The sequence below is a fragment of the Pseudomonas sp. BJa5 genome, assembly GCF_030272875.2.
In the GTDB taxonomy this organism is placed as follows: domain Bacteria; phylum Pseudomonadota; class Gammaproteobacteria; order Pseudomonadales; family Pseudomonadaceae; genus Aquipseudomonas.
This window is the reverse complement of record NZ_JALRNG020000007.1, coordinates 80,339-105,503: the sequence shown is the minus strand read 5'-3', so window position 1 is coordinate 105,503 and position 25,165 is coordinate 80,339. Positions and strand designations below refer to the sequence as shown.

General features: G+C 63.6%; 26 protein-coding genes. 9 read left to right on the top strand and 17 right to left on the bottom strand.

The features are described 5' to 3' along the window. Nucleotides 1-5 precede the first annotated feature (5 nt). The 8 genes from M2D63_RS06195 to M2D63_RS06160 form a co-directional block, all read right to left on the bottom strand. On the bottom strand, nucleotides 6-1,016 hold the full coding sequence (locus M2D63_RS06195; RefSeq protein WP_285861946.1) for a branched-chain amino acid ABC transporter permease: 1,011 nt from the start codon (nucleotides 1,014-1,016) through the stop codon (nucleotides 6-8). Between the two features lie 2 nt (nucleotides 1,017-1,018). Further along, complete coding sequence (locus M2D63_RS06190; protein WP_285861945.1) at nucleotides 1,019-1,906, bottom strand: branched-chain amino acid ABC transporter permease; 888 nt, start codon at nucleotides 1,904-1,906, stop codon at nucleotides 1,019-1,021. A 58-nt stretch (nucleotides 1,907-1,964) separates the two neighbouring features. Beyond that, a complete protein-coding gene (locus tag M2D63_RS06185; RefSeq protein WP_285861944.1) occupies nucleotides 1,965-3,194 on the bottom strand; it encodes an ABC transporter substrate-binding protein in 1,230 nt (409 codons plus the stop codon). Between the two features lie 110 nt (nucleotides 3,195-3,304). Then, entirely contained in the window at nucleotides 3,305-4,027 is a 723-nt protein-coding gene (locus M2D63_RS06180) for an ABC transporter ATP-binding protein (protein WP_285861943.1), read from the bottom strand. Beyond that, the gene (locus tag M2D63_RS06175) at nucleotides 4,024-4,800 is read right to left on the bottom strand and encodes an ABC transporter ATP-binding protein (RefSeq protein WP_285861942.1); all 777 of its coding nucleotides are present in this window, start codon (nucleotides 4,798-4,800) and stop codon (nucleotides 4,024-4,026) included. The genes M2D63_RS06180 and M2D63_RS06175 overlap by 4 nt, the downstream gene beginning before the upstream one ends. A 234-nt stretch (nucleotides 4,801-5,034) precedes the next feature. Then, nucleotides 5,035-5,625 (bottom strand): peroxidase-related enzyme, encoded by a 591-nt coding sequence (locus tag M2D63_RS06170; protein WP_285861941.1) that lies wholly within the window; start codon nucleotides 5,623-5,625, stop codon nucleotides 5,035-5,037. Nucleotides 5,626-5,867: 242 nt separating this feature from the next. After that, complete coding sequence (locus tag M2D63_RS06165; RefSeq protein ID WP_285861940.1) at nucleotides 5,868-7,121, bottom strand: amino acid permease; 1,254 nt, start codon at nucleotides 7,119-7,121, stop codon at nucleotides 5,868-5,870. A 273-nt stretch (nucleotides 7,122-7,394) separates the two neighbouring features. Further along, nucleotides 7,395-8,405: an NAD(P)-dependent alcohol dehydrogenase gene (locus M2D63_RS06160; protein WP_285861939.1), complete on the bottom strand. Its 1,011-nt coding sequence runs from the start codon at nucleotides 8,403-8,405 to the stop codon at nucleotides 7,395-7,397. Between the two features lie 142 nt (nucleotides 8,406-8,547). Here M2D63_RS06160 and M2D63_RS06155 point away from each other — a divergent pair, with 142 nt between their 5' ends. The 3 genes from M2D63_RS06155 to M2D63_RS06145 all read left to right on the top strand — a co-directional run bounded on the left by M2D63_RS06155 (nucleotide 8,548) and on the right by M2D63_RS06145 (nucleotide 12,573). Beyond that, nucleotides 8,548-9,048, top strand: coding sequence for a sigma-70 family RNA polymerase sigma factor (locus M2D63_RS06155; RefSeq protein ID WP_285861938.1), 501 nt, complete (start codon nucleotides 8,548-8,550; stop codon nucleotides 9,046-9,048). Next, the gene (locus M2D63_RS06150) at nucleotides 9,049-9,996 is read left to right on the top strand and encodes a FecR domain-containing protein (protein ID WP_285861937.1); all 948 of its coding nucleotides are present in this window, start codon (nucleotides 9,049-9,051) and stop codon (nucleotides 9,994-9,996) included. It begins immediately after the preceding gene. Between the two features lie 105 nt (nucleotides 9,997-10,101). After that, nucleotides 10,102-12,573 carry a TonB-dependent receptor gene (locus tag M2D63_RS06145; protein ID WP_285861936.1) on the top strand — a complete coding sequence of 824 codons (2,472 nt, stop codon included), beginning with the start codon at nucleotides 10,102-10,104 and terminating at the stop codon, nucleotides 12,571-12,573. 71 nt (nucleotides 12,574-12,644) lie between these two features. On the opposite strand, the gene M2D63_RS06140 is transcribed toward M2D63_RS06145, so the two are convergent. From M2D63_RS06140 to M2D63_RS06130, 3 genes are all read right to left on the bottom strand, one after another. Next, entirely contained in the window at nucleotides 12,645-13,238 is a 594-nt protein-coding gene (locus M2D63_RS06140) for an HAD family hydrolase (RefSeq protein WP_285861935.1), read from the bottom strand. Next, entirely contained in the window at nucleotides 13,235-14,104 is an 870-nt protein-coding gene (gene tesB / locus M2D63_RS06135; protein WP_285861934.1) for an acyl-CoA thioesterase II, read from the bottom strand. Before tesB ends, M2D63_RS06140 begins: the two co-directional genes overlap by 4 nt. 76 nt (nucleotides 14,105-14,180) lie before the next feature. Continuing rightward, a complete protein-coding gene (locus tag M2D63_RS06130; protein WP_285861933.1) occupies nucleotides 14,181-14,750 on the bottom strand; it encodes a GNAT family N-acetyltransferase in 570 nt (189 codons plus the stop codon). Between the two features lie 206 nt (nucleotides 14,751-14,956). Here M2D63_RS06130 and M2D63_RS06125 point away from each other — a divergent pair, with 206 nt between their 5' ends. Both M2D63_RS06125 and M2D63_RS06120 read left to right on the top strand, forming a co-directional pair. Continuing rightward, complete coding sequence (locus M2D63_RS06125; RefSeq protein WP_285861932.1) at nucleotides 14,957-15,640, top strand: histidine phosphatase family protein; 684 nt, start codon at nucleotides 14,957-14,959, stop codon at nucleotides 15,638-15,640. Between the two features lie 2 nt (nucleotides 15,641-15,642). Further along, on the top strand, nucleotides 15,643-16,491 hold the full coding sequence (locus M2D63_RS06120) for a phosphatase PAP2 family protein (RefSeq protein ID WP_285861931.1): 849 nt from the start codon (nucleotides 15,643-15,645) through the stop codon (nucleotides 16,489-16,491). Here the strand turns inward: M2D63_RS06120 and M2D63_RS06115 are convergent. Then, a complete protein-coding gene (locus M2D63_RS06115) occupies nucleotides 16,457-16,882 on the bottom strand; it encodes an EamA family transporter (protein ID WP_285861930.1) in 426 nt (141 codons plus the stop codon). The genes M2D63_RS06120 and M2D63_RS06115 overlap by 35 nt on opposite strands. 101 nt (nucleotides 16,883-16,983) lie before the next feature. On the opposite strand from M2D63_RS06115, the gene M2D63_RS06110 reads away from it, so the two are divergent. Beyond that, on the top strand, nucleotides 16,984-17,898 hold the full coding sequence (locus M2D63_RS06110) for a histone deacetylase (RefSeq protein WP_285861929.1): 915 nt from the start codon (nucleotides 16,984-16,986) through the stop codon (nucleotides 17,896-17,898). A gap of 149 nt (nucleotides 17,899-18,047) precedes the next feature. Beyond that, a complete protein-coding gene (locus M2D63_RS06105; RefSeq protein WP_285861928.1) occupies nucleotides 18,048-19,283 on the top strand; it encodes a TIGR03862 family flavoprotein in 1,236 nt (411 codons plus the stop codon). A 114-nt stretch (nucleotides 19,284-19,397) separates the two neighbouring features. Here M2D63_RS06105 and M2D63_RS06100 read toward each other — a convergent pair whose 3' ends face one another. Further along, entirely contained in the window at nucleotides 19,398-20,729 is a 1,332-nt protein-coding gene (locus M2D63_RS06100; RefSeq protein WP_285861927.1) for a DEAD/DEAH box helicase, read from the bottom strand. A 37-nt stretch (nucleotides 20,730-20,766) separates the two neighbouring features. Beyond that, the gene (gene yedA, locus M2D63_RS06095; RefSeq protein ID WP_285861926.1) at nucleotides 20,767-21,753 is read right to left on the bottom strand and encodes a drug/metabolite exporter YedA; all 987 of its coding nucleotides are present in this window, start codon (nucleotides 21,751-21,753) and stop codon (nucleotides 20,767-20,769) included. A 153-nt stretch (nucleotides 21,754-21,906) separates the two neighbouring features. Here yedA and M2D63_RS06090 point away from each other — a divergent pair, with 153 nt between their 5' ends. After that, nucleotides 21,907-22,365 (top strand): Lrp/AsnC family transcriptional regulator, encoded by a 459-nt coding sequence (locus M2D63_RS06090; RefSeq protein WP_285861925.1) that lies wholly within the window; start codon nucleotides 21,907-21,909, stop codon nucleotides 22,363-22,365. On the opposite strand, the gene M2D63_RS06085 is transcribed toward M2D63_RS06090, so the two are convergent. The 3 genes from M2D63_RS06085 to M2D63_RS06075 form a co-directional block, all read right to left on the bottom strand. Further along, on the bottom strand, nucleotides 22,362-22,964 hold the full coding sequence (locus M2D63_RS06085) for a PolC-type DNA polymerase III (protein ID WP_285861924.1): 603 nt from the start codon (nucleotides 22,962-22,964) through the stop codon (nucleotides 22,362-22,364). The two genes, M2D63_RS06090 and M2D63_RS06085, sit on opposite strands and share 4 nt — an antisense overlap. 19 nt (nucleotides 22,965-22,983) lie before the next feature. Next, nucleotides 22,984-23,463 carry an NYN domain-containing protein gene (locus M2D63_RS06080; protein ID WP_285861923.1) on the bottom strand — a complete coding sequence of 160 codons (480 nt, stop codon included), beginning with the start codon at nucleotides 23,461-23,463 and terminating at the stop codon, nucleotides 22,984-22,986. 101 nt (nucleotides 23,464-23,564) lie between these two features. Continuing rightward, nucleotides 23,565-24,290: a DUF2076 domain-containing protein gene (locus M2D63_RS06075; protein ID WP_285861922.1), complete on the bottom strand. Its 726-nt coding sequence runs from the start codon at nucleotides 24,288-24,290 to the stop codon at nucleotides 23,565-23,567. Nucleotides 24,291-24,441: 151 nt separating this feature from the next. On the opposite strand from M2D63_RS06075, the gene M2D63_RS06070 reads away from it, so the two are divergent. Continuing rightward, entirely contained in the window at nucleotides 24,442-25,110 is a 669-nt protein-coding gene (locus tag M2D63_RS06070) for a hypothetical protein (RefSeq protein ID WP_285861921.1), read from the top strand. Nucleotides 25,111-25,165: the final 55 nt, after the last annotated feature.

Here is a 25,165-nt window from a genome sequence, read left to right as displayed (position 1 = left end):
ACGAATCAGTTGTGGAAGTTGCGCCGGCTGAGCTTGAGTACCCAGCCGACGATGCCGACCCGGAACAGCAAGACGCAGAGGACGAAGATCAGCCCCAGGATCACGTGCACCCATTCCCCCAGCGGGCCGTTGGACAGGTAGCTTTGCAGCGTCACCACGACCGTGGCGCCGACCAGGGGCCCCAGCACCGTGCCCACGCCGCCGAGCAGGGTCATCAGGATCACTTCGCCAGACATGTGCCAGTGCGCGTCGGTCAACGACGCCAGCTGGAACACCACGGTCTTGGTCGAGCCGGCAAGGCCGGTCAGCGCCGCCGAGATGACGAACGCCAGCAGCTTGTGGGCATCGACGTTGTAGCCCAGGGAAATGGCCCGTGGCTCATTCTCACGAATGGCCTTGAGCACCTGGCCATAGGGTGAGTGGATGGTGCGCTGGATGACCGCGTAGCCGAACACGAACACCGCCAGCACGAAGTAGTACAGGGTCAGGTTGTTACTCAGGTCGAACACACCGAACAAGGTGCCGCGCGGCACACCGTGCAGGCCGTTCTCGCCGCCGGTGAACGGGGCCTGGACGTAGATGAAGAACACCAGCTGGGCCAGGGCCAGGGTGATCATGGCGAAGTAGATGCCCTGCCGGCGGATCGCCAGAAGCCCGAACACCAGGCCGAGCGCGGCCGATGCCAGGGTGCCGGCGAGAATCCCCAGCTCCGTGCCCAGGCCAGTGTAGTGACTGAGCAAAAAGCCGGTGACATAGCCGCCGGTTGCCAGGAATGCCGCATGCCCGAAGGACAGCAAGCCGGCATACCCCAACAGCAGGTTGAAGGCGCAGGCGAACAGGGCAAAGCACAGCAACTTCATCAGGAACACCGGGTAGATCGCCATGGGCGCCACCAGGGCAACGGCAAACAGTGCCAGGTAGAAGCCACGCTTGCGGCGACTGGCCGCCTGTTGCCGCTCCAGCACCACCTGGGGTTGCAGGCGTGCAGCGGCCGGTTTGATTTGCAGACTCGTCATCGTCACGCCTCCTTTCCGAACAGCCCGGCCGGACGCACGAGCAGCACCAGCACCATTACCAAAAACACCACCGTGTTGGACGCTTCGGGGTAGAACACCTTGGTCAGCCCTTCGATCAGGCCCATGGCCAGCCCCGTGACGATGGCGCCCATGATCGAGCCCATGCCGCCGATCACCACCACGGCAAACACCACGATCAGCAGGTTGGCGCCCATGGTCGGCGTCACCGAATAGACCGGCGCCGCCAGCACCCCGGCGAAGGCGGCCAGGGCGGCGCCGTAGCCATAGGTCAGAGTGATCAGCAGCGGCACGTTGATGCCGAAGGCCTGCATCAGTTTCGGGTTCTCGGTACCGGCGCGCAGGTAGGAGCCCAGGCGCGTGCGTTCGATCATGAACCAGGTCAGCAGGCACACCGCCAGCGCGGCGACGATGACCCAGGCGCGATAGGTCGGCAGGAACATGAAGCCCAGGTTGTAGCCGCCCTTGAGTTGCTCCGGCATCGGGTAGGACATGCCGGACACCCCGAACAGCTTGACGAACGAACCTTCGAAAATCAGGGCCAGGCCGAAGGTCAGCAGCAGGCCGTAGAGGTGATCCTCACCGGCGATGCGGCGCAACAGAAAGCGCTCGATGATTACCCCGACGACGCCCACCAGCAGCGGCGCCAGCACCAGCGCAACCCAATAGTTGACGCCCAGGTAGTTGAGCCCCAGCACCGCCGCGAACGCTCCCAGCATGTACTGTGCGCCATGGGCGAAGTTGATGATGCGCAGCAGGCCGAAAATGATCGCCAGGCCAAGGCTGAGCAAGGCATAGAAGGCACCGTTGATCAGCCCCAGGAGCAACTGCCCCGACATGACGCTCAGGGGTATACCGAATATCAAAGTCATGATTCACCACCCGCAGAAAGTCCGTGACGCCCGGCTGACAGCAACCGGGCAAGCAACATCAGTCACGCTTGGCCAATTCCTTGGTCAGCAACTGGCACTTGCTTTCGGATGCCGGGCGGTACGCCTCGTCACCGGGGATGGTGCGGACGATCTTGTACAGGTCCCACTCGCCCTTGGACTCAGCGGGCGTCTTGACCTGGGCCAGGTACATGTCATGGACCATGCGGCCATCGGCGCGCACCTTGCCGTTCTTGGCGAACATGTCGTTGACCGGTGTCGCCATCATCTGCGTGCGTACGGTCTGCGCCTCGTCACTGCCGGTGGCCTTGATCGCGTTGAGGTAGTTCATGGTCGCCGAGTAGATGCCTGCTGGCACCATGCCCGGCATTTTGCCGAAGCGTTTGTGGTAGCGCTGGGCCCAGGCGCGGCTCTCGTCATTCATGTCCCAGTACCAGCCGGTGGTCAGCATCAGGTTCTGGGTCACGTCCAGCCCCATGGCGTGGATATCGTTGAGAAACACCACCATGCCGGCCAGCTTCTGCCCGGACTGGGCCACGCCGAACTGGCTGGCGGTCATCAGCGAGTTGACGGTATCGGCACCGGCGTTGGCAAAGGCGATCACGTCCGCACCGGAGCCCTGGGCCTGAAGGATGTAGGAGGAGAAATCGCTGCTCGGGAACGGGTGGCGGGCCTTGCCGACCACCTGGCCGCCATCGGCTTCGACGACCTTGGTGATGTCCGCTTCCATCGCGTGGCCGAAGGCGTAGTCGGCGGTGAGAATGAACCACTTCTTGCCGCCGCTGGCCAGCACCGACTTGGCGGTGCCGTTGGCCAGCGCGTAGGAGTCGTAGGTCCAGTGGATGTGGTTGGGCGAGCAGTATTCGTTGGTCAGGCTGGAAGCGGCGGCACCGGAGATCAGCGCCAGCTTGCCGGACTGCTCGACCACCTTGCTCGCCGCCAGCACCACCGAGGAGGCCACCATGCCGGTGACCATGTCGACGTTGCGCTCATCGACCCACTGGCGCACGGTGTTGGCGCCGACATCCGGCTTGTTCAGGTCATCGGCACTGAACACGACGATCTTCTTGCCATTGACCTGTCCGCCGAAATCTTCGACGGCCATGTTCAGGGCCTCCAGGCCACCCGGGCCGGAAAGATCGCGGTAAGTCCCGGACATGTCCGCCAGGTAACCGATGCGGATCTCGTCGTCACTGATCTGGGCCTGGGCCGCGCCGGCGATCAGGCTGGATACGAGGATGGCGCTTGCTGTGTGCTGAAAAAACTTCATGACATTCCCCCACTGTCCAACGTTATTTTTATTGTTCCAGGCAAAGCGACCCCGGGTCGTCAGGCTCTCTGGCCACGGCGACCTGCATAGTGCACGGGGTAAAACGGGGTTCAGACGCCCAGGCAGCGGTGCAAAAGATCTTGCTTGGCGTCCAGTTCAGCGGCGCTGATTTGCTCCACGATCTGACCGTGGTCCAGCACGTAATGGCGGTCGGCCAACGGTGCGGCGAAGCGGAAATTCTGCTCCACCAGGACGATGGTCAGGCCCTTGTTCTTGAGCTTGATCAGCACCTGCGCCAGCTTCTGCACAATCACCGGGGCCAGGCCTTCGGTGATCTCGTCGAGCAGCAACAGGTTGGCGCCGGCGCGCAGGATCCGCGCCATGGCCAGCATCTGTTGCTCACCGCCAGACAGGCGCGTGCCCTGGCTGAAACGGCGTTCGTAGAGATTGGGGAACATCTCGTAGATTTCATCGAGGCTCATGCCGTCACTGCGCACCGTTGGCGGCAGCAACAGGTTTTCCTCGACATTGAGGCTGGCGAATATGCCCCGCTCTTCCGGGCAAAAGCCAACGCCCAGGCGCGGGATCAGGTGGGCAGCCAGGCCGATGGTCTCGGTGCCGTTGACCATGATCGAGCCGGTGCGGCGGCCCACCATGTTCATGATCGCCCGCAGCGTCGTGGAGCGGCCGGAGCCGTTGCGCCCGAGCAAGGTCACCAGTTCGCCACGGCGCACTTGCAGGTCGATGCCGTGCAGGATGTGCGATTCGCCGTAGAAGGCATGCAGGTCGCAAACCCGCAGCTGTTCAAATTCAGGGGCGTGCAGGCTGCTCATGCGTGCACCTCTTCAGCCATCGCCGCTTCGCTGCCCAGGTAAGCCTCGCGCACCTGCGGGTCGGCGGAAACACTGGCGTAGTCGCCTTCAGCGAGAATCGCCCCGCGGGCCAGTACGGTGATGCGGTCGGACAACTCGCTGACCACACTCAGGTTGTGTTCGACCATCAATACCGTGCGCCCGACCGCTGCACGGCGCACCAGTTCGATGACCATGTTCACATCCTCATGCCCCATGCCCTGGGTCGGCTCGTCGAGCAGCAGGACACTGGGCTCCAGTGCCAGGGTGGTGGCCAACTCCAGCGCACGCTTACGACCGTAGGGCAGTTCGATGGTCTGGATGTGGGCGTAATCGACCAGGCCGACCTCGTCGAGCATCTGCATGGCCCGTTCGTTGAGGGCATCGAGGCCGCGCTCGGGTTTCCAGAAATGGTACGAATTGCCCTGCTTGCGTTGCAGCGCCACGCGCACGTTTTCCAGCACGCTCATGTGGCCGAACACCGCCGAAATCTGAAACGAGCGCACCAGCCCCTGGCGAGCCACTTCGTTGGGCTTGAGCTGGGTGATCGGTTTGCCTTGGTAGAGGATCTCGCCACGGGTTGGCGGGAGGAATTTGGTGAGAAGATTGAAAACGGTGGTCTTGCCGGCCCCGTTGGGACCGATCAATGCGTGGATGTGTCCCTTCTGCACACGCAGATCGACCGAGTCAACGGCGGTAAAGCCGCGAAACTCCTTGGTCAGCCCGCGTGTTTCCAACACAAACTCTGGTGACATGTGGAGCCCTCTAACCTTGATTGTTTTTATTGGTTATGGCGCTGCTGACACACTTGCTTGGTTACTTACGTTTACGTAAACGTGACGAAATATACAAAAGCCCTACAAAGACTAAAGGAACAACTTGTAACAAAATGTTTCAGTAATGGCGCATAGCCACGCAACGCGCTCAAGCCCGGGCATTAGCGGCGCACAGGCGGGGTAAAAAAACGTTCAAACGCCCGTGTGAACCGCTCACTTAGCGGCCCTGGGCAGGCGTCCCATCAGGTAAAACTCGGGATTGGGCGGCGTCCCGGCCAACGACACCAGGCGATTGGACAAGCTGAAGAATGCGGTCACCGCGCCGATGTCCCAGATGTCATCGAGGCTGAACCCAACCGCCTGCAGTCGCTCACGCCACGCCTCATCCAGGGCGCCACCGGCAAAGCTGAGGTGGAAGGCAAAGTCGAGCATCACCCGCTGCCGCTCACCGATGGGAGCGGTGCGATGGTTGACCGCCACCTGATCGGCCAACAGCGGGTCCTTGCTGTAGATACGCAAAATGGCGCCATGGGCCACGACGCAGTACAGGCAGCCGTGGCGCGCGCTGGTGGCGACCACGATCATCTCCTTCTCTGCTGCCGTCAGGCTGTCGGACTCACGCGCCATCAGGGCATCGTGATAGTCGAAAAAGGCCCTGAACTCTGCCGGGCGGTGCGCCAGCATGAGGAATACATTGGGCACGAACCCGGCCTTTTCCTGCACCGCCGCGATGCGCTCGCGCAGGTCCACAGGCAGGTCTTCAAGGGTTTCGGGAAGCGGGAAATGGCTGATGCTTGAGTGCATGGGACGTCCTTGAGCAAAGTTCACAGAGGGTGAATTCAAGCTTACGTTAACGTTAACGTAAATAGCAAAAAGCAACAAATCCTGCCACTGGACAAGGGGCATCACGTTCAACTACCGAAAAATGAGCGACGCAGGCAAAAACACAAAAGGCATCGTGCGCCAGGCGCACGATGCCTTTTTTTGCCTTGATCCTTGAACAAGGTGCACCAGGCCTGCCGCAGCGGGCCTGGCTCACGCCGGCATTACCAGCCGCCCGGCAACCAGCCCAGGGCGCTGGCAATGGCATAGGCCATGCTGCACAGGTAAAGGATTACCACCAGGACCTGGATTGCGGGATGGGCGATCCAGCCGCACTGCCAGGCCGGGACGATATCGCCGTGCTTGCGCGCCGAACGCAGCATCAGGATCGGCATGATCGACAGGATCACGCCGCTGAACACGCCGGCAAAGTACAGCGCGTTGACGAAGCCGACCATGCCGCTATAGGCCAGGATGAACGGCGGTACGCAGACGATCGCCAGCACCACCAGACGGTTCTTCGGGTTGCTTTCCGAGCCCAGGCGCTTGAACTTGTCGAAGATGTTGGTCAGGAAGCTGCCACCCAGGCCCCAGTAGGAGGTCATCATGGCGCACAGGGCAAAGGTGTTGGCGGTGTAGAAAGCCCACTGCCCCAGCGCCTGGCCCCAGGCCAGGGTGGCCACTTCGGTCTGGTTTTCCAGGCCGTTGAGGGCAATCACCGACATCGGCACGACGGCCAGCAGAATGAAGGTGATGACCATGCCGGTGATCACCGCAACCGGCAGGCGCTTGGGATCATGACTGAAGCCGCGGGCCATTTCCGGTACGACGTACTGCGCCGAGAAGCAGAACACGGCAATGTTGAACACCGGAATCATGTAGACCCAGCTGCCATCGAGCAGGTTGGCAAAGTCGGTTCTTTCGTTGATCAAGGTTGCCGCGACCAGCACCAGGGTCATCGAAACCATGCCGATGCTGATGAACTTCTCACCCTTGCCGATGGCTTTCAGGCCCAGGTACAGCACCAGTGCTGCCGGCAGGAAAAACAACAAGCTGCCCAGCGCCGGACTGATACCGAAGAACTCGCTGAGGATCTTGCCGCTGCCGCTCATGTAGGCGGTCAGTGCGCCGATGCTGTTGACCGCCACCGACAGGAAGATCGCCCAGGCGCCGAAGGAGCCGACATAGCGCTGTGCCAGGCCACTCAACTGGTGGTGACTGCGGGTGCGCAAGGTGGTTTCCGAGACATAGAGCATGGAAATGGTGGTGAAGACACCGGCCACGGCCAGCCACAACAGCAGCGGCATGTAACCGGCCAGGCGGCTGGCATAGGCCATCGACAGCACGCCGGCACCGATATTGGTGCCCACGATCATCGCCACGGCCTCGACGAAGGTCAGGCGTTTGACCTCCAGGCCCGATGAATCGGATACGGACGCGTCAGCACCGCCGAAGGCGGTGTTGGGTTTTGCACTCATGATCACACTCACTGCGTATTTGTATTTATTACCGGAAGCACCTGAAACGATGCGTCACTGGCCCATCGTGATGAGGGGCGCTGTTCCATGGATTTTTCGAGCGACGGGCAAAATATCACACGGAGCGTTCGAAATAACATTCACACTAGGCAATGAGGTGTTACACGATTTTTCGTGAAAAAGTTATTTAAAATCAGATAGTTATGCTGGTTTAAAGAGAGCAGGATCAAGGTCAAGCCCGACCAAGGTCGGGCCACCTTGTAGGTGAAAAGATCAGAATTCCAGACAGATCTTGCCGAAATGTCGGTTACTTTCCTGATAACGGAAGGCCTCGACGATCTGCTCCAGGGCGAAGGTCTTGTCGATCACCGGCTTCAGGCCATTGGCATCGATCGCCCGGATCATCGCCTGCTGCTGGGCCCGGCTGCCAACCAGCACGCCCTGCAGGCGGATCTGCCGGACCAGGGCCTGCACCAGCGGCAGTTGCCCGGCGACGCCGGTGAGGATACCGATCAGCGAGACATGGCCGCCGATGCGCGCGGCGATCATCGATTGCTCCAGGGTGGCCGGCCCGCCCACTTCGATCACATGATCGACACCGCGGTTGTTGGTGAGCTGGCGCACGGTTTCGCCCCAGGCCGGGGTCTTGCGGTAGTTGATCAGGTGATCGGCGCCCATGGCCTTGAGCCGTTCGAGCTTCTCGTCACTGGACGAGGTGGCGATCACCGTGGCGCCAGCCAGCTTGGCGAACTGCAGGGCGAAGATCGACACGCCCCCGGTGCCTTGCACCAGCACGGTATCGCCGGGCTTGAGCGAATCATCGACCATCAGCGCCCGCCAGGCGGTCAACCCCGCAGTGGTCAGGGTCGCTGCTTCGGCATGGCTGTAACCCTTGGGGGCATGGGTGAAGGAAGTGGCACGGGCGGTCACCTGCTCGCGGGCATAGCCGTCGATACCGTCGCCCGGCACCGTGGCGAAGCCTTCCACCAGCGCCTGACCGTCCAGCCAGTCGGGGAAGAAGGTGCTGACCACCGCATCGCCTACGGCGAACTCGCTGACGCCAGCGCCGACAGCGGTCACCACCCCTGCTCCGTCGGCCATGGGAATGCGCGATTCGCTCGGCCCCCACGCGCCGCTGACCACGGCGAAGTCGTGATAGTTGAGCGAGTTGGCGTGCAGGCGCACGGTGATTTCGCCCGCCTTGGGTGCTGCGGCCTCGCAGGTGCCGACCTGCACCTTGTCGTAACCACCGCCCGCCTGGACGTAGATAGCCTTGCTGGTCATGGGAATCTCCTGATTCGATCCGACAAATAGCTCATCAGTCTTTGCCGGGCACAGGCGCAGGTCAAGCGACCGCACTTGCGAAACATCCAGACAAACCACGATAATGCGAGTAATTATCAATTACCAACGGGTCGCACCGCTCATGCCCGCCCCCGATCACACCGCCCTGCATGCGCTTTACAGTGAACACAACGGTTGGTTGAAGAACTGGCTGCGCGCTCGCCTGGGCAATGCCAGCGATGCCGCGGACCTGGCCCAGGACACCTTTATCCGGGTACTGACCGCACGCAATGTCGAGAGCATTCGCGAGCCGCGCAGCTACCTGGGCGCCATCGCCCATGCGCTGATGGTCGACAAGTTCCGCCGCAAGGCGCTGGAACAGGCCTACCTGGCCGAACTGGCGAGCCGGCCGGAGCGCATGGCCGATTCGCCGGAAACCCGTCTGCTGATCCTTGAAACCCTGGTGGCCGTGGACACCCTGCTCGACGGGCTTGGAGAACGCACCCGGCAGATCTTCCTGGCGGTGCAACTGGAAGGCTTGAGCTATGTGGCCACCGCCGAGCGCCTCGGGGTTTCGGTTACCACGGTGAAAAAACACCTGATCCGCGCCATGACCCACTGCCTGTTGCTGACGGATGACTGAATGGCCCAGCCCCCCGATTACCGCACCCTGGAAGCGGCGGCCACCTGGTTCGTCCAGCTCAACGCCGCCAAGCCCAGCGATGCCCAACTGCAGGCCTGGCAGGAATGGCTGGGCAAAAGCCAGGCCCATGCCCAGGCCTGGGCGCGGGTGGAAAAGCTGCAACGGCAACTGGGCAGCCTGCCCGCCGATGTCGCCCTACCGACCCTGGCCGGCGTACGTGCCCGTCGTCGCGCCGTGCTCAAGACCCTGGCCATGCTCCTGGCGGTGGGCACCAGCGGCTGGGTTTTGCGTGAAAGCCATCCGGGCCAGGCGCTGATGGCCGAACTGCGCACCGGCAAGGGCCAGCGCCACAAGCTCAGGCTCAGCGACGGCAGCCAGCTTGAGCTCAATACCGACAGTGCCGTGGACATCCACTTTGACCACCGGCAGCGGCAGATTCGCCTGTACCAGGGTGAAATCATGGTACAGACCGCCAGCGACCCAGCCGCCCGCCCCTTCCTGGTACAGACGGCCGAAGGCAGCGTTCGTGCCCTGGGCACGCAATTCAGCGTGCGCAGCGACAACGGCGTAAGCCGGGTCAGCGTGCTGCAACACGCCGTGGAGCTACACCCGGTGGATCAGCCGCAGCTGATGCTGCGCCTGGATGCCGGCCAGTCAGCCAGCTTCGATCACCGCCACATTGCCCCGGCCAGCACCCTCGCCCCCGGTGCCGACGCCTGGACACAGGGCATGCTGACGGTGATCGAGTGGCGCCTGGCCGACTTCATCAACGAACTGCATCGCTATCGCCCAGGCGTCCTGCGCTGCGCCGAGGGGGTCGCTGACCTGCGCCTGTCCGGTGCATTTCGCATCGACGATACCGACACCATCCTGGAAAACCTCGCCGCTTCCCTACCCGTCAAGGTGAAGTACCTGACGCGCTACTGGGTGAGCATCGAGGCGGCCTGATTATTTTCAAGAGCAGGGTTGCCGATTTTCATTCTCATTCGGCTACGCAGGTAGAGCAGCCCATCCAACTGCCCCCTCTGCCCAGCCAATCGAAGGAAAACCTGCATGACCCGCATTTGCCCACGGGCGCCCCGCCCCTTGGTTCGCGCCGTTCACCTGGCGTTGTTCGGCCTGACCCTGGCCCCGGTGCCCCTGCTGGCATTGCTGCCCACCCCTGCCCTGGCCCAGAGCGCCAGCCCCCACTTCCAGATTGCCCCGGGCCCGCTGGGCACCAACCTGAGCCTGTTCGCCACTCGCGCCAACATCACCCTGTCCTTCGATGCCCGCCAGACCCAGGGCCGGCAATCAGCCGGCCTGCAGGGCAACTACTCGGTGGAGGAAGGCCTGGCGCGTCTGCTCCAGGGCAGCGGCCTGCAGGCCCAGCGCCAGAGCAACGGCGGCTATGTGCTGGTGACGACGACCAGCGATGGCACGGTAGAACTGGGTGCGACCAGCATCAACGGCCAGCTGCTGGGCGAAACCACGGAAAACACCGGCTCCTACACCACCGGCGCGTCACGGACCGCGACCAAGCTGCCACTGTCGATCCGTGAAACACCGCAGTCGATCACCGTGATGACCCGCCAACTGATGGACGACCAGGGTGCCCAGAGCATCTCCGATGTGCTGCGCAATACCCCCGGCGTTTCCGCCCAGACCTATGACAGCGACCGCACCGAGTTCTCCAGCCGCGGTCTGGTGATCACCAACTACCAGTACGACGGGGTCAACACCATCTACGACGGTGTCTACGGCGAAGGCACCGCCCATGTCGACATGGCCATCTATGACCGCGTCGAAGTGCTCAAGGGCGCCACCGGCCTGATGACCGGCTCCGGCGATCCGTCGGCCACCGTCAACCTGATCCGCAAGAAACCCACCGCGCAGTTCCAGGCTTCGCTCAGCGGCAGTGCCGGCAGCTGGGACGACTACCGCGGCGAAGGCGATGTCTCCGGGCCGCTGAACAGCAGCGGCACCCTGCGTGGACGCTTCGTCGGTGCGCAGCAGGACAGGCAGGGCTACCAGGACCACTACCAGCAGAAGAAAGAGGTGTACTACGGCATCCTCGAAGCCGACCTCACCCCCGATACCCTGCTGACCGTTGGCATGGACCAGCAGGACACCACCCCGCGCGGCACCTCCTGGACCGGCAACCCGGTGTACTACAGCGATGGCGGTCGTACCGATTTCTCCCGCTCGTTCAACCCGGGCGCCGACTGGAGCCGTCGCGACTTCCAGAACCGCACCTACTTCGCCTCCCTCGAACAGGCCCTGGCCAACGACTGGTCGCTCAAGCTCAGCCTCAACCAGTTGCAGAGCGACCACGACACCCGCCTGGCGTCTGCCAGCGGCGGCTCACCGGACCGCGCCGGCGAAGGCATGTTTTTCTATTGGGGCCGCTGGGAAGGCCATCGGGTGCAGAACAGCGCCGATCTGAATCTCTCCGGCCCGTTCAGCCTGTTCGGCCGCCAGCATGACCTGGTGGTCGGTTACAACGCCTCCTACTCGCGCCAGACCGGCAGCACCTGGGACACCAGCGAATTCGGCTTGGTGCCGGGCAGCATCTTCGACTGGAAGGGCCACATCGGTGTGCCGGACTTCCCGAAGAACGGCAAGTACGAACAGAAGAAGAGCCAGACCGGTGCCTACATCGCCACCCGCCTGCGCCCTACCGACGAACTCTCGGTGATCCTCGGCAGCCGGGTCAGCACCTTCAAGTACCACGACGACTACGACTATGACGGCCTGAACCCGAACTTCCAGGACAACTCGGCCAGCTACAAACAGCACGGCGTGGTCACCCCCTACGCCGGTGTCGTGTATGACCTGGACGACACCTACTCGGTGTACACCAGCTACACCTCGATCTATCAGCCGCAGAGCAACAAGGACGCCAACGGCTCCACCCTCGACCCGGTCGAAGGCGACAGCTACGAAGCCGGCCTGAAGGCGGCCTACTTCGACGGCCGACTCAATGCCAGCCTGGCGGTGTTCCGCATCGAACAGGACAACGTGGCCGAATCGGTCGGCACCAACCCGATCACCAACGAAGGCATCTACAAGGCCGTCAGCGGGGCGACCACCAAAGGCGTGGAGCTGGAAATCGCCGGCGAATTGCAAGAAGGCTGGAACCTCTCGGCCGGCTACACCTACGCCCGTACCCGCGATGCCGACGAGCAACGCATGTATGGCTTCCCCATGAGTACCAGCAAGCCTGAACACCTGGTGCGGCTGTTTACCACTTACCGCCTGCCGGGCATGCTCGACAAGGTCACGGTCGGTGGCGGGGTGAACTGGCAGAGCGCGTTCTACGGCAAGATCTACAGCGGTGCGGTGAACGACTACACCTACATCAAGCAAGGCGGCTACACCCTGGTCGACCTGATGAGCCGCTACCAGTATGACCAGCACCTGAGCTTCACCCTCAACGCCAACAATATCTTCGACAAACGCTACCTGACCGGGCTGGGCAACTTCGATACCACCTATTACGGTGAGCCGCGTAACCTGATGCTGACCACGCGCTGGGATTTCTGAGACCGCTTCGCGGGGCAAGCCCGCTCCCACAGGCCAGTGTGGGAGCGGGCTTGCCCCGCGATGATTTCAAATCACCCCTGAAGCAACACCCGCAACGCCCGGCAGTCCGCCGCATGCCAGTCCGCCAGCTCCGGCCAGGGGTTGTCCGGCAGGTTGACCAGGATGGTCCGGGCACCCGCCGCCCGGCCGCAGTCGAGGTCGAAGCGGTAGTCGCCGACCATGACCATCTCCCCGGGCGCCACCGCCCAGGCGTCGGCCAGTTTCAGCAGGCCACCGGGGTGCGGCTTGGGCGGTGCTTCGTCGCGCCCCAGCACGTACTGCTCGGCAAAGCAGTCCGCCAGGCCAATGGCTTCGAGCGTGACATGGGCCAGTTCGCGGGCATTGCGGGTGAGGATGCCCAGTTGGCAACCACGGGCAACCAGCTCACGCACCAGCTCCACCGCCCCGACTGCCGCCGTCGAACCGATCGCCAGATCGCGTTCGTGCTCCAGCAACCAGGCGTGCTTGGCCGCAGCCTCTGCCGCGGGCAAGGCGGCCAGGTGGGTGAGGATGTCGTGGTCAGGTGGGATCTCCAGCGCCTCGCGGATGGCGGCGAAGTCATGCACCGCCACCGTCAGGGTGCCATCCATGTCGAACACCCAGTGACGGATATCCTTGAGGCTCATGCCCAGTCCTTGCGCTGACGGATCAGGCCTTCCTGGCAGGACGACGCCACCAGTTGCCCGGCCTGGTTGTAGATATTGCCGCGGGAGAAGCCGCGGGCATTGCCGGCCCAGGGGCTGTCCATGGCATACAGCAGCCACTCATCGGCGCGCAGGTTGCCGTGGAACCACAGGGCATGGTCGAGGCTGGCGACCTGCATGTCTTTTTCCCACACCGATTTGCCGTGGGGCAGCAGCGAGGTGGTCAGCAGGCCGAAGTCCGAGGCGTAGGCCAGCATGTATTTGTGCAGTGCCGGCACGTCCGGCAGGTTGCCATCGGCGCGGAACCAGATGTACTTCACCGGATCGCCCACCTTGGGGTTGAACGGGTCTTCCTCGGTCACCGGGCGCATCTCGATCGGCTTGGCGCACAGCATCTTGTCGCGGATCGATTCGGGCAGGCGGTCGGCCATGCGCTGGGCCAGTTCCACTTCCGACGGCAGGTTTTCCGGCCCCACCACCTTCGGCATCTGGGTCTGGTGTTCGAAGCCTTCTTCGTCGTACTGGAACGAGGCACTGCAGGTAAAGATCGGCTGGCCCTTCTGGATCGCCGTCACCCGCCGGGTGCTGAAACTTCCGCCGTCGCGCACGCGATCAACCGAGTAGACCACCGGCATCGCCGCATCGCCCGGGCGCAGGAAATAGCCGTGCAGGGAATGCACGTGACGCGCCTCTTCGACCGTCTGGCTGGCGGCCGACAGCGATTGTCCCAGTACCTGACCACCGTACAGCTGGCGAAAGCCCAGGTCCTGGCTTCGCCCGCGAAACAGGTTTTCCTCGATGGCTTCCAGACTCAACAGGTCGACCAGATCGTCCAACACGTGGCTCATTCAAGATTCTCCAAAGCGATGCGCACCTGGGCAAATAATACAGGGTTTGTCATCGCTCACCCCTATGTTGTGCCATTCAGCCACGCAGGGTCTGTTGCCACTGGGCACGAGAGATGCGGTACAGCACATGGGCACGCAGCGGATGCCCCTCGGGCAGTTTCGGGTGCATGAAGCTGCCCTCGATGTCCTGCTGCATGCCGATGGCCTGCATGACTTTCTGCGACGGCAGGTTGCTCTCGCTGGTGAACGACACTACCTGCTCCAGGCCCAGCTGGGCGAAGGCGCAACGCAGGCTGGTCCAGGCCGCCTCGCTGGCAAACCCCAGCCCCCAGTGCCGGCGCGCCAGGCGCCAGCCGATCTCCACCGCCGGGGTGAAGTCGGCCTCGAAACTGACATTGAGCAGGCCGGTCATGCCGATGAAGGCGCCGCTGTCCTTGCGCTCCAGGGCCCACAGGCCGAAACCGTATTCGTTGAAATGGCCACGGATGCGGCCGATCAGGGCGGCGCTTTCCAGGCGTGTCATGGGCGCTGGGAAGTAGCGCATGACCTGGGGATCGGCACACATGGCCGCGAACTCGGCAAGATCGTCGTCCTGCCATTGGCGCAGCACCAGTCGTGCGCTCTCCAGTTCAAGTGGGGGGATCATCGCCTGCTCCTCAGTCCATCACCGGAATGATTACAGAGTAGGCAGGTGCCGGAAAGCCAGCGCTCCGACCGGAGGGAATCGGCGAAGATTTTTTTCACATCCACTTCACCTGCTCTCCACGGCTCGGCCCCTAGAGTGCCGCCACCTCGTAGTGCCTGCCCCGCCCGGCAGCCACCCGATTCGATTCCGCGTCATGGAGTAGCAGTATGTTGCCAAGCGAAGCTCACACCACCCCGCCAACACCCGAGCGACGACGCCAACTGACTGGCAAAACCAAACTTATTGGCCTGTGCGCCTTGCTGGTACTGGCTTCCCTCACCACATGGGCCTCAACGAGAACGCGCATCGTGGACCTGAGCAGCGACACGCAAATGCACAGCCGTGGGGTCTACAAGGAATGGGCCAAGGGGTCGGTGATCGTGCTGATCCGTCACGCCGAACGCTGCGACCGGTCGAGCAACCCGTGCCTGGGTGATCCGACGGGTATTACCGTGGCCGGCAGCCAGGCCGCACGGGATGTCGGCACGGGGCTGCAAACACTGGGCCTCGAAGACGCCGATCTGCTCAGCAGCCCGCAAGTCAGGACCCGCCAGACCGCGCACTTCATCTTCGGTAAAGCCATCGCCACGCAAGACTGGGTGCAAGCCTGTGACCAGGACTTCGCCGACGAAACCCTGGCCCACAAGGCGCCCGCGCATAACCTGGTGCTGGTGACCCACAGCGGCTGTATCGACCATATGGAGCGCCAGCTGAACGTCCCCGGCGCCCTGCGCGCCAGCGACTATGCCAGCGCCCTGTTCATTTCGGTGGCCGCCAACGGCAAACCGCGAATCCTCGGCCAGATGAACGCCAGCGAATGGCAAAAACTCCTGGACAGCACAAGGACGTGAGTATGCACGGCACTTCACGCAAGGCCTTCTACCTGGTCAACCTGGGTATCCCGCTGTTGCTCGCGGCTGTCGTGTTCCTGATGTTCGACCTGACGCACCTGGACCGCTGGATCAGCAACCTGCTGCTCGATCCGGCCAGCGGCCAGTTCCCGCTGCTGCACGACCAGTGGTTCGAGAAGGTCACCCACAAATGGCCGCGGCTCCTGCCGAACTGGACCGGTGAGGCGGCCATCATCGGCTCGCTGCTGTCGTTCATCTGGCCACGCCTGGCCGGGTATCCGCGGCTCGCCCACAGCCCCCTGCTGGAGAAATCGCGGATTGCCCCGCTGCTGCGCTTCAGCACCCGGCATCGGCGTGATTTTCTTTTCGTGGTCGTGGCCTTCGCCCTGTGCACCACGGTGATTCACTACCTCAAGAGCCACACCAGCGTGTACTGCCCGGTGGAAACCACCCTGTACGGCGGCCCGCAACTGCGCAGCGAGTGGTTCGAGCACTTCTCCTGGTTCGAAAAGGCCGGGGACGGTCGCTGCTGGCCAGGCGGCCACGCTTCCAGTGGTTTTACCCTGCTGGCCCTGTACTTCGTCGCCCGTCGTCATCGCTGGCAATACGCGCGTCCCCTGCTGATCGCAATCCTGCTGCTGGGCTTCGTCTACGGCACCACCCGCGTACTGCAGGGCTGGCACTACATGTCGCACACCTTCTGGGCCGGTATTTTCGTCTGGCTGACCACCTGGCTGACCGCGCTGTGCTTCTACGGGCGACAGGCCTTACAAGCACCCGTCAGGCGCGTTACACGCGCATCGCAGGCACCCGCCGTCAGCGCCATGCCAGCAGCACTACGCCCAGAGTGACCAGGCTGATGCCCGCCCACTGGCGCAGGTCGAGCTTCTCGCCGAGCAGGGTCACCCCGAGCACGGCGACCAGCACCACGCTGAGTTTATCCACAGGGGCGACCTGGGAGGCCTGCCCCAGTTGCAGTGCGCGGAAGTAACAGATCCAGGAAGCACCGGTGGCCAGCCCGGAGAGCACCAGGAACAGGTAGCTGCGCGCCGGGATCTCGCGCAGCGACTGGTACTGGCCGGTGGCATACAGAATCAATGCCAGGCTGACCAGCACCACCACGGTGCGCAACAAGGTGGCGAAGTCGGAATTGATACCACTGATGCCGACCTTGGCGAAGATCGCAGTCAGCGCGGCAAACACCGCAGAAAGCACGGCCCAGAATGTCCAGGAAGCCAGCATCGTCAGTTCGCCCGTGGTTGAGGTCGTCGATCTGTTTACAAGGTAGCGCAAGGGCCGCGGCAACTGGCAAGATCGTCTTCTGTCCCGGCCAAGAACCTGCCATGCCCCTGCCGCTGATCTATCACGATGACTACAGCCCGGCGTTTCCTGCCGAGCACCGCTTTCCGATGGACAAGTTCCGCCTGTTGCGCGACCACCTGGTCGACAGCGGCCTGACCACCGACCAGGCCCTGCTGCGCCCGGAAATCTGCCCCAACGATATCCTCGCCCTGGCCCATGACCGCGATTACATCGAGCGGTACATGAACGGTGAACTGTCGCGCGAAGACCAGCGACGCCTCGGCCTGCCCTGGAGCGAAGCCCTGGCGCGACGCACCGTGCGCGCGGTTGGCGGCTCGTTGCTGGCCGCCGAGCAAGCGCTGCAACATGGCATCGCCTGCCACCTGGCCGGCGGCACCCATCATGCCCACTACGATCATCCGGCCGGCTTCTGCATCTTCAATGACCTGGCGGTGATCAGCCATTACCTGCTGGAGGCCGGCCGGGTGCACAAGGTGCTGATCTTCGATTGCGACGTCCACCAGGGCGACGGCACCGCACGCATCCTCCACGACACCCCGGACGCGATCACCGTGTCGTTGCACTGCGAACAAAACTTTCCGGCGCGCAAGGCCCAGAGCGACTGGGACATTCCCCTGCCGCGCGGCATGGGCGACCAGGCCTACCTGAAGGTGGTCGAAGACACCCTGAACTACCTGCTGCCCTTGTACCGACCCGACCTGGTGCTCTATGACGCCGGCGTCGATGTGCACAAGGACGACGCCCTGGGCTACCTGCAATTGACCGACGAAGGGCTCGCCGCCCGTGACGAGCACGTGCTGCGCCAGTGCCTGGGCCGGGACATCCCGGTGGTCGGGGTGATCGGTGGCGGCTACAGCAAGGACCGCCAGGCCCTGGCCCGTCGCCATGGCATCCTCCATCACAGCGCCAGCCGGGTACTGGGTTACTCACAATGACTGTGGAGCCGCCTGTGGATAACCTGCGCGAAAGCCACTCCAGGCCTTTGTTTACCTGGCGTTGAGAGGACTGCTCATTTTTTGTTCAGTGTTTCCGGGCCTCTCGCTGGGGTAGAATGCCGGCTCTTTTTTCCAGCTTGCAGCCGACCATGACCGACACCCGCTCCGCCGACCGCCCACACGTTGCCATTATCGGAGGCGGGCCGGCCGGGTTGATGGCCGCCGAAGTGCTGAGCCAGGCCGGGCTTGCCGTGGACCTGTACGACGCGATGCCGTCGGTGGGACGCAAATTCCTCCTGGCCGGGGTCGGCGGCATGAACATCACCCACTCCGAGCCCTACCCTGCCTTCATTTCACGCTATGCCGAGCGCGCGGGTGAAATCGCCGGCCTGCTTGAAGGGTTCGACGCCGATGCCTTGCGCCAGTGGATTCACGACCTGGGCATCGAAACCTTTGTCGGCAGTTCCGGTCGGGTCTTCCCGCGCGACATGAAAGCCGCGCCGCTGCTGCGCGCCTGGCTCAAGCGCCTGCGCGATGCCGGGGTAGTTATCCACACCCGTCACCGCTGGCTTGGCTGGAATGCCGATGGCAGCCTGCGGATCGGTTATCCACAGGGCGAACTGGCATTCAACCCGGCAGCCACGGTACTGGCCCTGGGTGGCGGCAGCTGGGCGCGCCTGGGTTCCGATGCGGCGTGGCTGCCCTGGCTTGTGGATAAAAACGTGCAGGTCGCGCCCTTGCAGGCGGCCAACAGCGGTTTCGAGGTGCAGGCCTGGAGCGACCTGCTCAAGGACAAGTTTGCCGGCGCCCCGCTGAAGAACATCGCCTTGAGCCTTGCCGGCCAGGCGCCGCGCCTGGGTGAATGCATCGTCACCGCCCAGGGCCTGGAGGGCAGCCTGGTGTATGCCTGGTCGGCGCAGATCCGTGAAACCATCAACCGCACCGGCAGCGCCACCGTGCTGCTCGACCTGCTGCCCAACCGGGCTGTGGATAACATCGAAAAAGCCCTGGCCAGGCCACGCGGCTCGCGCTCGATGGCCAAGCACCTGCACAGCCAACTGGGCCTGGATGGGGTCAAGGCGGCCCTGCTGCGCGAGTTGACCGATGCACCGACCTTCGCTGATCCTGCCTTGCTGGCCCGGGCGATCAAGGCGCTGCCGATCGAACTGCTGCGCCCTCGCCCGCTGGATGAAGCGATCAGCAGTGCCGGTGGCGTGGTCTTCGAGGCGCTGGACCAGCACCTGATGCTCAAGGCCATGCCGGGGGTGTTCTGCGCTGGGGAGATGCTCGACTGGGAAGCGCCAACCGGCGGCTACCTGCTGACTGCCTGTTTTGCCAGTGGCCGCAAGGCGGGGTTCGGGGTGCTGGAGTGGCTCAAGCCGTAAGGAATGCGGTGTATTCATCGCAGGCTTCGCCAGCTCCCACAACCATTGAATCATCACTGATCCCTGTGGGAGCTGGCGAAGCCTGCGATGGGCCGCACAGCGGCCCCGACTGAATCAAGGCTTGCGCTTGCGCGGCCCGGTATTGAAGGTCGGCACCTTGCGCACCGGCTTGGCCGCCGGTGCCGGCGCCGAGGTCTCGGCACTGTCCATCCAGCGCCCGAGGCTGCGCTTGCTGCTGCTCTCTTTGGGCTTCTTGGGTTTCTTCGGCTTCTTCAGCACCTGGCCATTGGCATCGGTCATCGGCACCCGGTGGTCGGGGATGAAATCCGGTTCCTCATGCCGCGGCAGGGTTTTGCGGGTCAGGGTTTCGATGGCCGACAGCAATTGCACTTCATCGGCACACACCAGCGAGATCGCCTCGCCGCTGTTACCGGCACGACCGGTACGGCCGATGCGGTGGATATAGTCCTCGGCCACGATCGGCAGGTCGAAGTTGACCACCAGCGGCAGGTCGTCGATGTCCAGGCCACGCGCCGCCACGTCGGTGGCTACCAGGATCTGGATCTCGCGGGCCTTGAAACTGTCCAGGGCGCGCTGGCGGGTAGCCTGGGGCTTGTCGCCATGAATGCCGTCGGCGTTCACACCCTGGCCACGCAGGCGCTCGACCAGTTGATCGACGCCGTTGCGGGTCTTGGCGAACACCAGCACCTGCTTCCAGCGTTGCTTGCGCAGCAGGTGGCTGAACAGCTCCGGCTTGCGCTTCTTGTCCACCGGCACGATCCACTGCTTGACCGTGCTGGCGGTGACGTTGCGCGGGCTGACTTCGATGCTCAGCGGGTCGTTGAGGGTCTGCCCGGCCAGCATGCGGATCTCGTCGGAGAAGGTGGCCGAGAACAGCAAGGTCTGCCGGCGTGCCGGCAAGGCGGCATAGACCGAACGCAGTTCCTCGGCAAAACCCAGGTCGAGCATGCGGTCGGCTTCGTCGAGCACCAGGGCCTGCAACTGGTTGAACTTCACCGCGTTCTGGCGGAACAGGTCGAGCAGGCGCCCGGGCGTGGCCACCAGCAGGTCGATGCCCTTGCGCAGCTTCATCATCTGCGGGTTGATGCTGACCCCGCCGTACACCGCATAGGTGCGCAACGGCAGGTGCTCGGCGTATTCACGAATGTTGTTGTGCACCTGCTCGGCCAGTTCGCGGGTCGGCACCAGCACCAGGGCGCGGACCGAGTTGCTGGCGACCTGGGCGCCTTCCAGGGTCAGGCGCTGCAGCAGCGGCAAGGCGAAACCTGCAGTCTTGCCGGTACCGGTCTGGGCCGCGGCCATCAGGTCACGGCCGGCCAGCACGGCAGGAATCGCCTGGGCCTGGACCGGCGTCGGAGTGTTGTAGTCCAGGCGCTCGAGCGCGCGCAGCAAGGGTTCAATCAGGCCGAGTTTGGCGAATGTCATGGCAATACCGTCAGGGGATTTCAGCAATGGCGGCAGTTTACCTTGTTCCGCCTGCGCCTTCCTGACAAACCTCCTTCACCGCCTGCTTGTGCGCCTTGCGTGCTTCGCGCACCTGCGGCTCTTCATTTTTGCCAGGTTCGCTGGTCGGCTTGCGCCACTGCGGCAGGCCGATCAGCACCACCGCGCCGATGATGACCGCCATGGCCACGCACTCCTCGAAACCGATCTGCTCGCCGGCAAACAGGATGCCCAGCAACACCGCGACCGCCGGGTTGACGTAGGCATAGCTGGTGGCCGCCGCCGGGCGCACATGCTTGAGCAGGTACATATAGGCGCTGAACGCCAGGATCGAACCGAAGAACACCAGGTAGGCCAACGCGCCCCAGCCGGCCGCCGTGGGCATCTGGGTCATGCGTTCGCCACTCAGGGCGCTGCCCAGCAACAGGGCGACGCCACCGACGAGCATTTCCGCGGCACTGGCCATCGGCCCCTGGGGCAGCGGCAGGCTCTTGCTCCAGACCGAGCCGAAGGCCCAGGAGGCCGCAGCGAACAGAATCAATGCCGCGCCCATGGGGCTGGCCTGCAGGTTGGAACCCAGGTTGAGCAGGGCAATGCCGATCAGCCCGAGGAAGATCCCGGCCCATTCCAGGCGGGTGTTGCGCTGGCCCCAGAACAGCCCGAACAACAGGGTGAACAGCGGCACCGTCGCCACCGCCAGGGCGGCAACGCCAGAGGCCACGCCGGCATGTTCGGCCAGGGTCACGCCACCGTTGCCACAACTGAGCAGCAAGATGCCGATGATGCCGGCGGCACGCCATTGCCGCCAGGTCGGCGCCGGCACGCCGCGCCAGCGCAGGAAGCCGTACAACAGGGTACCGGCGATGACAAAGCGCACCCCGGCCATCAACAACGGCGGCCAGGATTCGACACCAATGCGAATGACCAGGTAGGTCGAGCCCCAGACCAGGTACAACGCCAGGAAGGCGCCGATCAATACCAAAGGAAAGCGACGAGAGGCAGGCATGGCAGGCTCGAATTCTGATTGTCGGGGGGATTAGTTTAGAAAGGCAGGCGCGTAAACATAAGTTACAAAACCTGTTTAAATGAACCGTATACTTTTGAAAGCACGGTTTTTCACATCCCGAACCTTTGATTGCAAACCCACCACCGGTAGCCCATGGACAAGTACGATCGCATGCTCCTCAGCGCCCTGCTGGAAAACGGCCGCGCTTCCTTCGCTGAACTCGCGCGCAAGGTCAACCTGTCGGCCCCTGCCGTTGCCGAACGGGTCGCCAAGCTTGAAGCCAGTGGGGTCATCACCGGCTACCAGGCCAAGGTCGACCTGGACAAGATCGGCCTGCCGATCCAGTGCGTGATCGAGTTGCGCCTGGCCAGCCACGGCAACCAGCAAACCTATGAAGAACTCACCCAGATCCCGCAACTGACCGAATGCCATCGGGTCACCGGCGACCCCTGCGTGATCATGCAGGCAGCGGTGGGTTCGATGCCGGAACTGGAAGAGCTGATCAACCGGGTCGCCCAGTTCGGTTTCAGCAAGACCTCGATCATTCTCTCCAGCGCCGTGGAGCGGCGTCTGCCGCTGGGCCACCTGGAGCACAACGGCAAGAAGGCCTAGCGGTAGGCCTTGAGCGCTTCGCCGATCTTCGCCGCGGGGACTTTCTGCAGGCTGCAGAACAGTTGGTGGGACACCCCGTTGACGCCCTGCTCGCGCAAGCGCCCGGCCAGGTGCTGGGCCAGGTTGGCGGCCATTTCCGCATCGGCCATGGCCCGGTGCGCGGTGCCGGTGTCCGGCAGGCCGGCCCAGCGGGTCAGGGTGCCCAGCTTGTGGTTGGGCGCAGCCGGCAACAGGCGCCGGGCCAGCAGCATCGAGCAGGCGAAACGCTGGCTGCGGCTGCGGCCGATTTGCGCCAGCTCGAAGTCCCAGAACTTCTGGTCGAACGAGGCGTTGTGCGCCAGCAACGGGGTATCGCCGACAAAGTCGGCCACCTCGTTCATCACCTGGGCAATCGGCGGCGCGCTGCGCAGCATGGCCGTGGTGATGCCGGTCAGGCCGGCGACGAAGGCCGGCACCGGCAGCCCGGCGTTCATCAGGCTCTGGTAGCGATCGACAATGCGTCCGCGTTCGAGCATGACCACCGCCACTTCGGTGGCCCGGCAGCCGGTGCCCGGCGAGATGCCGGTGGTTTCAAAGTCGATGACCGCTATACGTTCCACAACATAACCTCGATAAAACCTAGTGCTTGAGCAGCAAGCCGCCCTCGATGGGCACGTAGCGGCTGGCGGCGCGAATCAGTGAATTGGCGGTCAGGCCCGGCACCCCGTAGGCCACCGCTTCGATGCCATGGCGGCTGATGACCCGTTCCAACAGCAGGTCGAAGTCACCGTCGCCGGAGGCCAGCACCACCTCGTCGACCCGGGCGGCGGCATCGATCACATCCAGGGTGATGCCCACGTCCCAGTCGCCCTTGGCCGAGCCGTCGCTGCGCTGGATATAGGGCTTGAGTTTGACCGTGAAACCGAGGTTGCGCAGGATCTGCTGGAACTGCTGTTGCTTGCTGTCGCCACGGTCGATGGCGTAGGCCACCGCTTCGACGATCTGCCCGCGCTGGCTGATATCGGCCCACAGCGCCGCATAGTTGAAGTGACAGCCGTAGGCCTGGCGCACGGTGTAGTAGAGGTTCTGCACATCGGCGAATACCGCGATCTTCTTCACCGCTCGTCCTCTTGGCGCCGGGGCGCTGTTGCCGGCCGCCGCACACCGGGGCCGTTTCGGCGCCCAGTATGCCAGCCTGGAGGCGGTGCGGGTATGCGCGCTCAGACGAAGGTGTCGTCGCCGTCGAAGAAGCCGCCGTCGTCGCTGCCGTAGTCGGCGTCCATGAAACCGCCCTGGTCGTAGCCGTTGTCGGCGGTCAGGCGCTGCTCGTCGTTGCCACCCCAGCCACCGCTGCTGTCGCTGGCCGGTGCCGGCTCTTCCTTGATCACCTCAGCCACTTCTTCAGGTTGCGAGTGATGGTTGAACAGGCTGCTGATGCCCTGGGCGAGCATCACCCCACCGGCCACGCCTGCGGCCGTCTGCAAGGCGCCGCCGAGAAAACCGCTGGCGCCACCGCGCGCCGCCGGCGCCGGTGCGGCGTTGAAGCCTTGCGCCGGGGCTGCACCCGGTTGATTGAACGAACGGGCAGGCTCGCGCCAGCCTCCGCCTGTCGATGCCGGTGGATTTTGCACCGGTTGCGGGTCACGGCTGGCGCCGCCGAAGATACTCGAAAGAAAGCCACCGCCCGTGCCCGGCGCGCTGGCCGGTGCCTGGGCCCTGGCTTGTTTCAGCTGCTCTTGCAGTTGCTTGTTCTGCTCATCCAGGCGCTTGAGTGCGGCCTCCTGGACCAGGATCGCCTGGGCCATGTAATAGGGTGCCGACGGCTGTTGCTGCAGGTGCTCGGCGATGCGCGCCTGGGCCTGGGCATCACGGGGGACGGCCGGGTCATCGGCTTGCTTGAGTCGGCCGAACAGGCCATCGATCAGGGTTTGTTCTTCACTGTTCATTGCAACCTCATTCACAGCCGGAAAAATCGGGTCTACTGAAAATGGGGCGTCTGGCCCGCGGATTCAACACAAGGCCGGATGAAACTTTCTTCAGCTTGGGTGACGGCTGGGCTAAAGTTACGCCCTGCTTTTTTCACTATGAAATCGACCGATGAATCCGCTCAGTGTTCTGCGTGACTCCCTGTACTTCTTCCGCCGCCACCTGTTGAGCATCGCTCAGCTGTGCCTGCCGCTGGTGGTGCTCGAAGCGCTCGTCTCCCAATTGCTCTACCAGCAACTGGGCAAGGACGCGTCGCAAGCCTACGGCATGCTCGCCAGCCTGCTGTTCTACCCGCTGTACAGCGCCGCCCTGATTCTCTACCTCGATACCCGCACCAACGGCTACACCCCGCTCAAGCGCAACCTGCTGGCCATGGCCCTGCGCCTGTGGCCATCGTTTGCCCTGATGGTGATGCTCAGCTCGCTGCTGATCATGGCCGGCGCGGCGCTGTTCATCCTTCCGGGGATCTGGGTGATGGTCAACCTGGTGTTCGCCGAGTACCTGCTGGTGCTGCGCGGCCTGCCGCCGCTGGCAGCCATGCGCGAAAGCTTCCAGATGACTACCGGCAACTTCTGGCGGATCCTCACCTGCATCCTCGGCGTGCTGGCGCCGCTGTGGTTGATCGACGGCCTGACCCAGATGCTGCTGCCCGAGCCGTCGCCGCTGGTGCAACTGGCCATCGACAGCTTCAACGGCTTCCTGCAACTGTTCAGCACAGTGGTGATGTTCCGCCTGTACATGCTGGTCACTGAGGCTGCCGCCGTGCCTCCGGCGCCTTGAGCCACACGGGAAATCCTTCGACCTCCAATCGCTGTTCACCGGGTTTGACAATGCA